Origin of the sequence: Nonomuraea sp. NPDC049400 (assembly GCF_044466425.1) — a bacterium.
Lineage (GTDB): Bacteria > Actinomycetota > Actinomycetes > Streptosporangiales > Streptosporangiaceae > Nonomuraea.
On the sequence record NZ_JBITMP010000002.1, the window covers coordinates 215,786 to 229,605 of the forward strand.

At 71.2% G+C, this 13,820-nt stretch carries 10 protein-coding genes; 1 reads left to right on the plus strand and 9 read right to left on the minus strand.

Annotation, left to right across the window (positions count from 1 at the left end):
• Positions 1-37: 37 nt before the first annotated feature.
• From ACIBVN_RS02970 to ACIBVN_RS02990, 5 genes are all read right to left on the minus strand, one after another.
• Complete coding sequence (locus ACIBVN_RS02970; protein ID WP_397132012.1) at positions 38-883, minus strand: family 3 encapsulin nanocompartment shell protein; 846 nt, start codon at positions 881-883, stop codon at positions 38-40.
• The gene (locus ACIBVN_RS02975; RefSeq protein ID WP_397132014.1) at positions 868-1,644 is read right to left on the minus strand and encodes a sulfotransferase family protein; all 777 of its coding nucleotides are present in this window, start codon (positions 1,642-1,644) and stop codon (positions 868-870) included. Before ACIBVN_RS02975 ends, ACIBVN_RS02970 begins: the two co-directional genes overlap by 16 nt.
• A complete protein-coding gene (locus ACIBVN_RS02980) occupies positions 1,611-2,594 on the minus strand; it encodes an aldo/keto reductase (protein WP_397132016.1) in 984 nt (327 codons plus the stop codon). Before ACIBVN_RS02980 ends, ACIBVN_RS02975 begins: the two co-directional genes overlap by 34 nt.
• Before the next feature lie 23 nt (positions 2,595-2,617).
• Positions 2,618-5,668: an amino acid adenylation domain-containing protein gene (locus ACIBVN_RS02985; protein ID WP_397132018.1), complete on the minus strand. Its 3,051-nt coding sequence runs from the start codon at positions 5,666-5,668 to the stop codon at positions 2,618-2,620.
• 70 nt (positions 5,669-5,738) lie between these two features.
• Positions 5,739-6,845 carry an NAD(P)/FAD-dependent oxidoreductase gene (locus tag ACIBVN_RS02990; RefSeq protein ID WP_397132020.1) on the minus strand — a complete coding sequence of 369 codons (1,107 nt, stop codon included), beginning with the start codon at positions 6,843-6,845 and terminating at the stop codon, positions 5,739-5,741.
• Between the two features lie 132 nt (positions 6,846-6,977).
• Between ACIBVN_RS02990 and ACIBVN_RS02995 the strand changes: the two genes are divergently transcribed.
• Positions 6,978-8,162, plus strand: a complete 1,185-nt coding sequence (locus tag ACIBVN_RS02995; RefSeq protein WP_397132022.1) for a PLP-dependent aminotransferase family protein — start codon at positions 6,978-6,980, stop codon at positions 8,160-8,162.
• On the opposite strand, the gene ACIBVN_RS03000 is transcribed toward ACIBVN_RS02995, so the two are convergent.
• From ACIBVN_RS03000 to ACIBVN_RS03015, 4 genes are read right to left on the minus strand one after another with little or no spacing between them, the layout of a single operon-like run.
• The gene (locus ACIBVN_RS03000) at positions 8,159-9,448 is read right to left on the minus strand and encodes a glycoside hydrolase family 28 protein (RefSeq protein ID WP_397132024.1); all 1,290 of its coding nucleotides are present in this window, start codon (positions 9,446-9,448) and stop codon (positions 8,159-8,161) included. The two genes, ACIBVN_RS02995 and ACIBVN_RS03000, sit on opposite strands and share 4 nt — an antisense overlap.
• The gene (locus ACIBVN_RS03005) at positions 9,445-11,439 is read right to left on the minus strand and encodes a hypothetical protein (RefSeq protein ID WP_397132026.1); all 1,995 of its coding nucleotides are present in this window, start codon (positions 11,437-11,439) and stop codon (positions 9,445-9,447) included. Before ACIBVN_RS03005 ends, ACIBVN_RS03000 begins: the two co-directional genes overlap by 4 nt.
• Positions 11,436-12,440, minus strand: coding sequence for a DUF5605 domain-containing protein (locus ACIBVN_RS03010; protein WP_397132028.1), 1,005 nt, complete (start codon positions 12,438-12,440; stop codon positions 11,436-11,438). The genes ACIBVN_RS03005 and ACIBVN_RS03010 overlap by 4 nt, the downstream gene beginning before the upstream one ends.
• Before the next feature lie 5 nt (positions 12,441-12,445).
• A complete protein-coding gene (locus tag ACIBVN_RS03015) occupies positions 12,446-13,819 on the minus strand; it encodes a DUF5060 domain-containing protein (RefSeq protein ID WP_397132384.1) in 1,374 nt (457 codons plus the stop codon).
• Position 13,820 lies beyond the last annotated feature (1 nt).

Consider the following 13,820-nt stretch of genomic DNA (forward strand, 5'->3'; position numbering starts at 1 on the left):
GGTCACCGCCTTTCGTTGTTTTTGTTGTAGGTGGTTGCTATACAGATGGAAATGTGCCGGCAGGGGTGACCAGGTAGAACAGGCCCGGCAGATGGACCGCGACCCCCTCGTACACCTCGGCGCAGACGGCCACGCCCGGCCGGGCGAACGTGCCGGGCGGAGGCTCGGCCACGCGGATCACCGAGCGGCGCGCGTCGAGCAGCCTGGCCGCCACGGAGATGTCGCCGACCAGGGCGTCTCCCTGGCCGATCCACCGGTTGCGACTGACCTTCATGCCGTTGCCCGCTGCCAGCTCCGCCAGCAGCCCGCCCCGGCCCACGAGCCGGTGGTAGTAGTCGTGGGGGTTGACGATCATCGCGTGCGGGGTCGCGCCCGACTGTTCCACCTCGTCGCAGGCCGCCAGGACGCCGGCGACGTAGTCGGTGTCGTACGGCAGGCGGGCGATCTCCGGGTGGCCGAGCAGGGCTGTCGTCAGGGCGAGGTTCTCCGCGGTGGCGAGCCGTACCAGGAGCCGGTAGTCGAGGAAGGTGGCGAGCGCGTCCAGGTCGTCGGCCAGCCCGTCGGGGATCTGCACCCAGGCCTGGATCGGCTGGACCTTGGCCTCGGCCATCCCGAACCTGAACGCCGCCTCACGGCGGACGCCGGAGTCGCGCACCGCCTGCCGCTCCTCGTCGCTGGGCGGGGACTCCGTCCAGAACCTGGCCCCGTCGCCCTCGACGGGGATGACCCTGAGCAGGTTGCGCACTGTCAGGCGCGGCCTGTCCTTGGTCGGCTCGTGTGCCTCGGTGATGGTGTAGTCGAAGGTCACCTCCGCGCGTTCGGGGTCGTCGGCGAAGGCTCGCGCGAACAACCGGCCCGGAGACTGCTTCATGGCTGTTGACATGGGTTCTCCCTCTCGTGCTGGACGAGCCGCTGGTAGAAGGGGAGATGGTGGTCGTAGAAGGCCCGCAGGACGGGGTGGTTGTCCACGGTGGCCGGATAGGTTTTGCGGCGCTCCTCGAATCCGGCGCTGCCGCTCGCGTCCAGGTGCCACCGGCGGGTCCGCCGCCACTCGGGCCGGTCCTCGGCGGCCCAGGTGAGCGCTTCGGGGCGGAAGGCCAGCCCCGCGTACGCGCAGAAGGTTTCGACCACCTTCGCGGGCTCCCGCACCAGCCGCTCCGTGCGGATGACGAGCGGCTCGCGCCCCGTGGCCGCCCAGACCAGCTCGAACAGCCGCGCGAGGCGCTCGTAGCCGATCTCCTCGCAGGTCACCGCCGGTTTGATCGCGTAGTGCGAGCTGATGGTCGGCCTCGGGTCGCGGACGATGAACGTGTGGACGATGCCGGCCAGGTCCTCGGGGTGTTTGAAGAGGTGCGGGTACTCGTAGTCGAGCACCTCCTTGACGAACACCGGCCGCACCCTGGCCAGCTCCACGAGGCGGATGAGCAGCTCCTTCTCGGAGCGCGCCGTCGCCTGGCCGCCGTCCGGCGACGGGAGCTCGAGCGCGCCCTCCTCGGTCAGAGCCAGGAACGGCTCGTGCAGGACGGTCACGTCGCCCCGCTCGATCATCATGCGCAGGAACGCCGTCGAGGCAGAGCGCGAGTGCGCCCACATGACGATCAGCGGCGGGTTCACCCGGACCACCAGGCGGGAACGCGGTCCCATCGGTGCCGCCGCAGATCGCGCAACAAGGCGTCGTCCAGCGGTCTCCCGTCGCTGACGGCGAGGTTCGCCCGTACATGGGCGGGCTTGCGCATGCCCGGGATCACCGTGCTGACCGCGGGGTGGTGGAGGATGAACCGCAGGGCGACCTCGGGGAGCGAGACGCCTTCTGGGATGGCCGCCTTGAGCCGTTCGGCCCGTTCGACGCTGGGCAGGAGGTTCTCCGGGCCGAAGTAGGTGCTGCGCCAGTCCCCCTCCGGCCAGGTGCTGGCGGCGGTCAGCGTGCCGGTGAGCGTGCCCTCGTCGAACGGGACGCGGGCGATGATCCCGATGCCGTCACGCATCGCGCGCTCGAACAGCTCGTCCTCAGGCGCCTGGTCGAAGATGTTGTAGATCACCTGGATGACGTCGATGAGGCCGGTGTCGAGCGCGGCGAAGCAGTTGGCCGGCTCCCACCGGTTGACGCTGATGCCGACCGCGTCGATCACCCCCTCGCTCTTGAGCCCGGCGATGGCCTCCTGCCACCGCTCGTCGCCGGCCCACCGGTCCTCCCAGGTGTGGAACTGCATGAGATCGATGCGCGAGACCCCGAGGTTGTCCAGGCTGCGGTGGGTGTACTCCCTGATGTGGTCCGCGGGGTAGGCGTCGTCGAGGGTGTCGCCCGGTTTTGGGGGCCATTCACGGTTCTTCGGGGGGATCTTCGTGGCCACGTACAGCTTTTTGTCGGGGTGGCGGCGCAGCAGCGCGCCCAGCAGCTGCTCGCTGACTCCCCGCCCGTACACCCAGGCCGTGTCGAAGAAGGTGCAGCCCAGCTCGACGGCCTCGTCGAGACAACGTGGGGCGACGTCGTAGTCCCAGCCGGTGAAGCCGCCAGGGCCGCCGCCGATGCCCCACATGCCGTATCCGACCTCGCTGACCTCCCAGCCGAGGTTTCCCATCTTGCGGTAGCGCATCCCTTAGCCCCTCTGTCGTGTGATCAACCGGTCGGGACCCGATTCGCGGCGAGGGCGTCGCCGTCCCTGCTCGCCAGCCGGGCGTGGTAGGCGGCGATCGGGCCGTCAAGGGTGCCGTCGTCGAGCCGCCATCGCTGTTCGAGCCGGTGGCACTCGTCCTTCCGGAACAGCGCGGGGTTGTCGGTCAGCAGCCTGCTGAAGGCCCGCCGCAGCTCGTCCTCGTCCCGCATGGCGGGCAGGAGCGAGGCGAGCGTGGTCAGCTCGCGGTCGGCGCTCGCCCGCCCGGTCTCGCGTACGAGCGTCACGAAGTCCCCGCACGGGATGGGCGCGATGGCCGCGCCCGCGCGCACCAGGACGTCGTCGAAGCAGACGCTCTCGGCGCGGAAGACGTGCAGGTTGCGGCCCCAGACCTCGTCGTCGCAGACCGCGGCGGCGACGCGGGAGGCCACGTAGTCGACCGGGGTGTAGTCGGAGCGCGCGGAGACGTCGGGCCGGACACCCAGTCGCAGGAACGCCGAGAGCAGCAGGTGGGTGAGGGCGAGCTGGTTCGGGTAGCCGTTGTCGGCGCTCGGCATGACTTCGCCGAGCCTGAGCACGGTGATGAGCGCGCCCCTGCGCCGGGCCTCGGCGAGGTGGCGTTCGGCGATCCACTTGGAGCGGCTGTAGCCGCCGGCGGGTGTCCTGGCGAGGGAGGGGTCGCAGTCCTCGGGGACGCGCTCGCCGCGGTGGAACGCCTCCTCCTGGAGCGCGGCGAGCGTCGAGACGTAGTGCAACGGGACGGGCCGGTACGCCATCGCGAGCCGTAACAGCTCGATGGTGCCGCGGACGTTGGCCTGGCGGTGGGCGCGGTAGTCGAACAGGAAGTTGACCATCGCGCCGTTGTGCAGCACCAGATCACAGGTGCGTGCCAGGTGCTCCCAGGTCCTGGTGTCCAGCCCAAGGCCGGGTGAGGCCAGGTCGCCCGCGAACCCCTCCAGCCGGTCGGCGAAGCGCCGCTCCCACAGTCCCCGCTCGGCGAGCGCGGTCACGACCCGAGCGGTCGCGTCGCCGCCGGGCGCCCGTACGAGGCAGCGCACCCGCAGGCCGGTACGGGTCAGCAGCTCGTGGACCAGGCGGCTGCCGACGAACCCGGTCGCCCCCGTGACCAGCACGGTTCGCAGCCGCCCTGACCTGGTCACGCGCCTGATGGGCTCGCCCTCGGGCACCGCCGCGTCCCGTGCCATCAGCACGGACTCCTCCTCGACGGCCGCGCCGTCGCGCCGGCGGCGCTCGATCAGCCGAGTCAGCGCGTCGGCGGTCGGATGGTCGTACAGGTCTTTGACGTCGACCCGCACCCCGGACTCCGCGGTGATCATGTGCACGACGGACAGGGCCTGGATGGAGTCGCCGCCCGACTCCGCGAAGTGCATGCCAGCCGTCAAGCCCGGCCAGCCGAGGGCCGAGCGCATCGCCCGCAGGACCTGGTCGGCCAGGCTCGCGGTCGGCGTGCTCTCGGCCAGCAGTGCGGTGTCCTCGGCGAGCCTGCCGTCGAGGATCTCCTGGAGCCGCCCCCGGTCGACCTTGCCGTTGTCGTGCAGCGGCATCTCCTGAAGGAGGAAGAAGTAGCGGGGCATGCTGGTCCTGGGCAGGGTGCGGCGCAGTTCCTCGCTCAGCGCGGCCTTGGTCAGCCCGCCGCCGGAGGCGAACAGCGCGAGCACTTTCGTGCCCGCCTGCTCGGCCACCAGGACCTCCGCCTGCCGCACGCCAGGGCACCTCTGCGCCGCCGCCTCGATCTCGCCCAGCTCGATCCGCACGCCGTGGATCTTGACCTGGAAGTCCTTCCGCCCGGAGAAGAACAGCCGGCCCTCGTCGTCCAGGTGTCCGAGATCGCCGGTGAGGTAGAGCCGGTCTCCGGGGATCGCCTCCGGGTACGGGTTGCGGACGAACGCCCTGGCCGTGGCCTCGGGGTCGCCCAGGTACCCCGCGCCGAGGCAGGCGCCGCCGATGACGATCTCGCCGGTGGCTCCGGGCGGCAGCGGGCGCAGGTCGTCGTCGACCACCACGGCGTAGCAGTTGTCGATCGGGCGGCCCAGCGGGATCCGGTCACCGTCGGCCGCGGACACGGGGTGGAAGACCATCCCGATGGACGCCTCCGTCGGCCCGTAGCCGTTGGTGACGCTGAGCCCGGGCAGCAGGGTCATCAGCCGGTGGACCGCCTGCGGGTTGACCGCTTCGCTGCCGACGACGAGCCGGCGCAGGGACGACAGCCCCCCCAGGGCCGTCTCGTCACCGTCCACGATCGCCACCAGCCCGTTGAAGACGCTCGAGACGAAGTCGGCGGTGGTGATGCCGTACTGGGCGATCAGGTCGATGGTGTGCCGGAGATTGAGGAACTCGCCCTGCACGGGCAGCACGGTGCGCCCGCCCATGGTCAGGGGCCAGAAGAGCTGCCAGATCGCGGAGTCGGAGGTGTGCCTGCTGTTCTGCAGCACCACGTCGTCGCCGGTCGCGGCGAAGTACCGGGTCATGAAGCGGAACCGGTTGGTCAGCCCCCTGTGCCGGTTCATCGCACATTTCGGCGTCCCCGTGGTGCCGGAGGTGAAGTAGCCGTACACGAGGTCGTCGGGGTCGATGCCGATCGCCGGGCGGCGGGCGGTCGGGACGATCCCGTCGATGTCGACGGTGACCGCCCGCTGACGTGACTCCTGCGGCAGGGCGCCGTCGCCCGCACAGAGGATCGGCCCGTCCGGCAGCACCTCCAGCGTGCCGCGGATCCGCTCCCGTGGCCAGGACGGGTCGAGCGGCACGAACGCCGCGCCCAGCTTCATCAGCGCCAGGTACGTGACCGGCAGCTCCAGGGAGTTGACCAGCAGGACCGCGACCACGTCGCCCCTGGTCACACCGTGCTCGGCCAGCCTGGCCGCCAGGCCGTTCACCAGGTCGTCCAGCTGCCGGTAGGTGAGCGTCCTGCCGTCGTAGGTGACCGCCGGCCGCTCGGGACCTCGGTCCGTCTGCTCTTCGATCATCGCCGAGACCGGACGGAACGGACCGAAGTCGACCGCTCGGCCGGAGAATCCAGGGGGGTTGCCGGTCATCTTCACCTCTCCGTCAGGGATGTTCAAATGGCGACCGGTCCCTTCACCCTGCACGCCCCCGTCGCCTTGCTCATGGACGTTCCGTGCCGTTCAACATGCGTTGTGCCGAGTACGCCGCGTCGGGCGGCGTGCCCGTCGCCGCCGCGGCGGCGATCCTGCCGACCGCGGGCGACGCCTGTACCCCGTAGCCGCTGAGCGCGGCCAGCCAGACGAAGCCCGGCGCGTCCGGCGCCTCGCCGATCACCGGCAGCTCGTCCGCCACTGAGCTGCGCAGCCCCGCCCACGCGTGCCTGACGCTGCGGATCTCCAGCGTGGTGGCCTCCTGTACCCGCTGCACGCCGATCGCGACGTCGACGTCCTGGGGACGGACGTCCCCGGGCGGCACGAGCGTCGCGTCGGCGGGCGAGACGAGCAGCCGGCCCGACTCGGGCTTGACGTAGAACGTGTCCGCCACGTCGGTGACCATCGGCCAGGAGGCGGCGTCCACGCCGCCCGGCAGGTCGGCAAGGAAAGCGGTGCGGCGCAGCGGCCTCAGCCCGACGGGCCGTACCCCCGCCAGCCCGGCCACTTCGTCGGCCCATGCCCCGGCCGCGTTGACCACGGTCGGCGCGGTGTGCTCGCCCGCGTCGGTGACGGCCCTCCAGACCCCGCTGCTCCTCGACAGCTCCCGCACGCGCGCCGACGTGATCACCTGACCGCCTCGGGCGCGGATGCCGCGCAGAAACCCCTGGTGGAGTGCGTCCACATCGATGTCCATCGCCGCGGGTTTCAGCATCGCGCGGCTGCACCAGTCCAGGCGCACGATCGGGCAGTACTGCTCGACCTCGCCGGCGTCGATCTCCACTGCCGGAGTCGGGGCCTCCTGCCCCTCGGCCAGCACCTCGTCGAACAGCTTCTCCCCGCCCGCCGGGCACAACGCCAGCACGCCGCGCGGCGTCAGCAGCGGGCCGTCAGCGAAGCCGGACGGTGGTGCGGCGAGGAACGACCGGCTCGCCGCCGTGAGAGCTCGCACGGTACGGTTGCCGAAATACTCTGAGAAGAGCGCGGCCGACCGTCCGGTCGAGTGATAGCCGGGGGCGTGCTCCATTTCGAGCAGGGTCACGGCGCCGCACTCCGCCAAGAAGTACCCCGCACTGGCGCCTGCCACCCCGCCGCCGACTATGAGAAAGTCTCTCACGTTCGTAATTGATCACATTGCCCGCGCTCCCGTAAATACATTTCAAAGCATGACAAATATGACATGTCCGTAAACAGGAATGAAGTCAAGCTGTAAATCCGCATCGTCGCAGAGTGGCCTGGAGGCGTCCCCATGTCCTCACCGAAGAGTCCTTTCGCCGGTCGGCTCGGCCGGGCCGACAGTTCGCCCGTCCGGGATCTGCTCGCGCTCATCGATCAGCCCGAGATCATCTCGTTCGCGGGCGGTCTGCCGTCGGCCGAGTTCTTCGACGTCGACGGCCTGCGCGGGGCCTACGACCACGTGCTGTCGTCCGCGGGGCGCCGGGCCCTGCAGTACTCCTCGACGGAGGGCGATCCCGAGCTCCGCGACGTCCTGGCGCGGCGGCTGACCGGACGCGGGCTCGCGACGGCGGGCGACGACCTGCTGGTGACGACCGGATCGCAGCAGGCCATCTTCCTGGTGGCGACCGCCCTCCTCGATCCGGGCGACGTCGTGCTGGTCGAGGAGCCCACGTACCTGGCCGCGTTACAGTGCTTCAGGCTCGCCGGCGCCAGGGTGGTGCCCGTCCGCGGCGATGAGCACGGCCTGGACCCGGACGCTCTGCGCGAGGTCGTCGAGCGGGAGCGTCCGGTGCTGCTCTACGCGGTGCCCACCTTCGCCAACCCGACCGGGCGCACGCTCACCGACCAGCGGCGCCGCGCCGTCGCCGGGCTCGCCGCCGCACACGGCTTCTGGATCCTCGAGGATGACCCCTATGGCGAGCTGCGCTACCGGGGCGAAGTCCTGCCGCCGCTCAGCTCCTACCCGGGCGCCGAAGAGGCCTCCATCTACCTCGGCAGCTTCTCCAAGATCGGTGCCCCCGGACTGCGCGTGGGCTGGCTCCGCGCCCCCGCGGCACTCCTGCGCGTGCTCGCCGTCGCCAAGCAGGCAACCGACCTGCACACCTCCACCATCGACCAGGCCGCGGTGGCCCGCTATCTGACCACCGCGGATCTCGACCTGCACATCCGCACGCTCCGCGACGTCTACGGGCCCCGCCGCGACGCCATGATCGAGGCCCTGGCACGGGTCGCCCCGCCCGGATCCCGCTGGAGCGATCCCGACGGCGGCATGTTCATCTGGCTCCGGCTGCCCGGCGACTCGGACACGGGGCTGCTCCTGCGCCGGGCACTCCGCCACGATGTCGCCTTCGTCCCGGGCGCACCCTTCTATCCGGCGGAACCGGACCGGGCGACCCTCCGCCTGTCCTTCACCGCCTACCGCCCCGACGAGATCGCCGAGGGCATGCGCAGGCTCGGTGCGGCGCTGGCCGGTTAGGGGCTCACCGTGACGCCCGTGATGGACAGGTCCTCGACGTCCCCGACCACGTCGGCCCGCAGCACCCCGGAGAACGTGCTGTCCCTGATCGTGATCTCCCGTAGCGGCTGCTCCGGATAGCCCCGCAACAGGTACGCGCTGCGCGTCCGGTCACTGCGCATCCCGGCGACGTTGATGTTGCGGATGACCGGCGCCTCGTCCCCGTTGTGCCCGTCGCCGTGGTAGAGGTCGATCGAGACGGCCTCCTTGGTCAGCCCGTCGATCTCGATGTCCTTGACGTAGACGTTCTCCACGAAGCCGCCCCGCACCGAATTCGTCTTGATGTAGAGCCCGAAATACAGCCCTTCACCGCCCCAGCGGCAGCGGCGCACGAACACGTTGCGGATCCCGCCGGTCGTGTCGGTGCCGATCGCGACCGAGCCGTACCGGTAGCGCATGTCGCAGTCCTCGATCAGCACGTCCTCGCACGGCACCCCCACCCGCCGCCCGTCCGGGCCCCGCCCCGCCTTGATGGCGATGCAGTCGTCGCCGACGTCGAACACGCAGCCCGAGATCACCACCGACCGGCACGACTCGGGGTCGCAGCCGTCGTTGTTGGGGCCGCGCGAGTGGATCGACACGTTCCTGACCAGGACGTTCTCGCACCGTACCGGGTGGATCTCCCACATGGGGGAGCGGACGACGCGCACGCCCTCGACGAGCACGTTGCGGCACAGGTACGGCTGGATCAGGTTGGGCCGCAGGAAGTGGCCCGCGCCGAACACGCGCTCCTCGACGGGCACGTTCTCCGCGGCCATCCGCTGCAACGAGGCCCAGTCCTCGGCCTCGTGCGGCGTGCCAGGGCGCCAGCCGAACTCCGGCGTGCCCACCCACGGCCACCAGTGCTCGGGCCCCGCCCCGCCGTCGAGCGTCCCGCCGCCGGTGATCGCGATGTTCTCCTGGCCGTAGGCGTAGATGAAGGGGGAGTAGTTGTAGCACTCGATGGCCGAGAAGCGGGTGTAGACGGCCGGGAGGTAGTCGGCCGGGTCGGTGCTGAACTGGATCGTCGCGCCCTGCTCGACATGCAGGTCCACGTTGCTGAGCAGGTGGATGGCGCCGGTGAGGTGCGTACCCGGGGGCACCCGGACGTGGCCGCCGCCCGCTTCGTGGCATGCCTCGATGGCCCCGCGGAACGCCTCCGTTCCCGAGCCGAACTCGGAGACGTCGAACCAGCGGTCGGGGAACTCGGGCGGGCGTACCCGGTCCCGCAGCTCGTCCGCGTAGCGCCAGGCCTCTTCCTCCGTCATGTCACCTTCCTCGTGCGGAGCGCGTGATAGAGGGGCAGGGCGATCACCCAGGACGGGTTCCAGGTGTTCGCCTCGCCCTTGCGCTGCCAGTTGGTCTGGAAGAATCCCTCGCCCTGCTCGCCGGGCACGTCGAAGCCCCAGTCGCCGGGCTCCCGGCAGACGCCCTGGCCCATGGCGTGCAGGATCGTCTCGGCTCTGGCCGCGTACCAGGGCTTGCCGGTGGCCAGGCCGAACTCCATCAGCTCGGAGGTCGGGAAGAACACGTCGAGGTGGTGGTTCTGCACGCTGACCGCCGGCCAGCCGCATGCCTGGAAACCGCGCCGTTCGAAGGTGCTGCCCGCGTCGAACTCAGGCGACCACACGTAGACGAACGTGAGCAGCCAGTCCGCCGCCGCCTCGGCCCACTGCGCGTAGAGCTCGCGCCCGGTGAGCCGGTACAGCTCGAAGGAGGCCAGGAAGTAGTACATCCCGGCCTCCTTGTCCTCGCCGGACGCGTCCAGCGTGGCGTGCGCGAACGGCCGCTCGAACGTGGCCGCGTGCAGCCGGTGGTAGTGGCCCAGCACCTCCTCGGCCCGCCGCAGCCAGACCTGCTCGCCGCTGAGCCGGTACGCGCCCAGCATGGCCTGCACGCACGCGATGCCCGCCGCGCTGACCATCGCCGAGAACGGCCGGCCGTCCGGCGTCCAGCCGATCGGGACGATGCCCTCCCGCAGTCTCGTCCGCCAGAAGAAGGCGGCGGCGTCCTCCACGGCCTCCTCCCAGGCGTGCGGGACCGGCAGGCCCGCCTCCCTGAAGTGGAGCGCGATCCCGGCCAGATCGGCGACCGTCTCGCCGTGGGCCCGGCTGGACACGAAGTCCGTGCCGTCCTTGCGGAACATCTCCCATTTGTCGTCGTCGAGCAGGTACCGGCCGTACCGCAGGCCCTTCGTCGAGGTGCCGCTGCCCTCGACGTAGAAGTCCGCGGCGCGGCGGGTCCGCTCCTTGCGGCCCAGCAGGGCGTCGCACAGGGCGAGCTTGAGGCACTGCCCGGTCCAGCCGTACAGGTACGACCTGGGCCTGCCGTGACGGGTGCCCGTGTAGGCGAGGTAGCCGTGGTCTGTCCAGCGCGCGTCCATGGCGTTGGTCTTGAGCCGGACGATGTCCTCGCGCTCCAGCGGGCGGGCTCCGCCGTTCTCCTGGTAGAGCTCGGTGTGCACGAGCTTTCTGAAGCCGAGGCCGCGCGGCTCGACCGGGCCCCAGTCGAGGGTGTGCCTGGTGCTGATCGTCTCGCCCGGCGCGAGCGTGCGGTAGCCGATCGGGTGGTCGGCCACCTCGGCCTTGCTGACGTAGCAGACGTCGGGTTTCCCGTCGAACATGATCACGCCGGTCATGGCGGCCACGGTCAGGCCCGGCAGGACTCCCAGGGAGTCGTAGGTGACCGTGCCGTCCTCGGCGCGGCGGGCCGTCGGGTGGGCGAACAGGCTGACGTACCGGTCGTCCCAGGCGGCGTTGACGGCGGGGACGGGCAGGCGGTCCTCCTCGCACACGAACCCTCCGCCCGGCTCGATGCGGGGCACTCTCCGGCGCGGGTCGGAGGAGGGGTTGCCGTTGTAGAGGACGCCGGGCATGGTGACGTTGGCGTCGGCGGTGGGAAGGGGGATCAGGAGGCCCGCCGCGACGTCGGTGACCTCATGCCCGGAGTCGTTGTGCCAGGTCGTGCCCAGGGTGAGCAGCCCGTCGGGGGTGAAGGCCAGCTCCAGGCGCGCGCTCAGCGGCCCGGTCCTGGCCGTCACCACCACGGCCTCGTCCGTGCCCGCCACCTGGACCGAGCCGGCGGGCTCGACGCGCCACGGGCGGCCGGTGGAGGCGGTGAGCATCCCGTGGAGCGGCGCCCGGAGGTGCGGGGAGGACGCGTCGCGATGACGCAGCCGCATCTCCGGGCCGTCCGCGCCCGCCACGACCTCGACGACCTTCCCGCCCGGCTCGGCGATGGCGGCGGCGGTGCCTTTCACGGGCGCCGCCGCAGCCGCACGGCCTGGCCCACCGTCCCGGGCAGCGGGACGCTCACCGTCTCGCCCTCCTGCACCCCCAGCGGCGTGACGGTCATCTCCCACGTGTCGATCACCTCGACCTCGTATCGCCCGGCGGGCACCTCGTACTCCCGCTGCGGGAACCGGTGCTCCCCGCAGAACTCCAGGTAGAACTGCCCGGGCAGCTCCAGCATCGGCGCGTCCCTGTCGCGGTAGCGCGCCTCCGCGGGTGTCCCGGCGATCACCTCCCGCAGCAGTGCGAGCCGGGGCACGGCCGCGCCCGCCAGCGTGCCGCCGGCCTCCGACCAGGTCAGCCCGTCGTCATCGGCGTAGGACTCGCCATGGGTGAGGTAGCGGCGCCGCACCGCACCGTCCCACGCCTGGGACACGACCTGCTCGGCGGTCAGGCTCAGCCACGGATCGTCCGAGTCCCCCTCGTACCCGCACATGTCCATGAGCACCGGCTTGTGATGGTCGCGCGTCTGCATCCAGGCGTCCCGGGGGCTGGGCGCGCGCACGCTCCCATGGGTGAAGGCGCGCCGCCACAACAGCGGCGACCCCGCCTCCACAGTGATCGACAGCGGGTGGTGACCGGGGTCCTCCTCGGCCACCAGATCGGCCAGGCGCGCCCAGTCGTGCTCCGACAGGAACGGGAAGGCGGCGGGATCGGCGGCCAGCGACCACCACACGTTCGCGTGGGGAGCCAGCCGCGGGACCACCTCCGCCAGATAGCGGACCGCCGCGCCCAGGTCGGCGATGCCGTCACCGGGATGCAGCAGCACCAGCTCCGCGTCCACGCCGATCGCCGCCAGCTCCGCCACCCGCTCTTCCAGCTCGTCGAGCGTGCACCTGGTGGCGCACGCCGCCATCCGCACCCGGTCGAAGGGCGAGGACTCCAGCGTGGCGAGCGTCTGGGCGCGCCGCTTCTCACCGTGCAGGTGCCAGCCGAGCGCGGTGGTCGCCATCGGGCCAGCAATGGTCATCGGCCTCACACCCTCGTCATTCGCAGCGCCAGGTACGGCCGGCGCGGCAGCCCGACCCGCACCCGATCCCGGTGCGTCCCGTCCACCGGGGCGATCGTCATGTTCCAGGCGTCGATCAGCTCGGCCGCGTACTCGCCGTCCGGTGGCAGCTCCACCGTGACGTGGGCCGGTTGCCGCCGCCCGAGGTAGCGCAGGACGGTGCCGTCGCGGCGCTCCTCCATGATCCGGCGCAGGAAGGCGATCCTGGCCGGGCTCTCCCCGAACAGCGCGCCGCCATTGCCGATCCAGGCCCTCTCCTGGTGGCCGGTCAGCGACTCGCCGTGGCCCACGTAGCCGCCGCGCGCCATGCCCTCCCAGAACCGGTCCACCAGCTCGGCGCCGGTGACGTTGCCCCAGCGCTTGCCGAGGTTGCCCTCGTAGCAGATCTCGTCGATCACCACCGGCTTGGCGCAGGCCGTGAGCCACTCGCCGGTCAGCGTGGCGTCCCAGTGCTGGATGCTCTGGTGCGTCACCCACGGCTTGGTGAAGTCGTACAGCGACGCCACCTCGTACATCCGCGTCCCGTTGTGGATCGACCGCAGATGCTCGTACGGGTCCAGCCGGAGAATCGTGCGCAGGAGGTCGTCCCAGTCGTGCACGGTCTTGGCCCGGTTGAAGTCGTACTCGTTGGCGGCCGACCACCACACGTTGCGGTAGGCCGCCAGGCGGGCGATGACGTGGCGCAGGTAGGCGTGGTCGGTCTTGCGGCCCATGTCCTCCACGCCGCGCAGCCCGCCGTCGTACGGGTGGAAGAGGATCACGTCGGCCTCGACCCCGATGTCCCGCAGGTCGCGGACGCGCTCCTCCAGGTGGCGGAAGAACACCGGGTTGAAGCGGGTCTTGTCCAGGCCGTCCGGATCCGCGCCGGCGAACGGCACCTCCGGCGGCGCCATCTGCCCGGTCGGCAGCACGCACATGCGGATCTTGTTGAACGGCGAGGCCGCGAGCGTGCGCAGCGTCTCGCGCTCGCGGTCCTCGTCCATGTCGTGCGTCCAGTGGTAGCAGGTCGTCCCGAACGGCAGGTACGGCGTTCCGTCCGCGTAGGCGAAGCCGGTCCCCACGGCCCGCACGGGGCCGTGGTTCCCGGAGGAAGCAGGCGTCACCTCGAAGCCGCCCGTGTGCCCGTCCAGCTCGGCGACGTTGCTGACGGTCGTGAACCGCCACGGACCCACCGCGTCCGGCATGAACCGGACGCGGTAGACGCCGTCACCGTCGTAGAAGCCCTCGGCCTCCACGATGCGGTTGCGGTACTGGTACCGGGCCGACAGGCGGACCTCCGCGAAGGGGTTGCCGCCCGCCGGACCGGCCAGCTCGAGCTCGTGGACGCCCCAGCGTTCCACG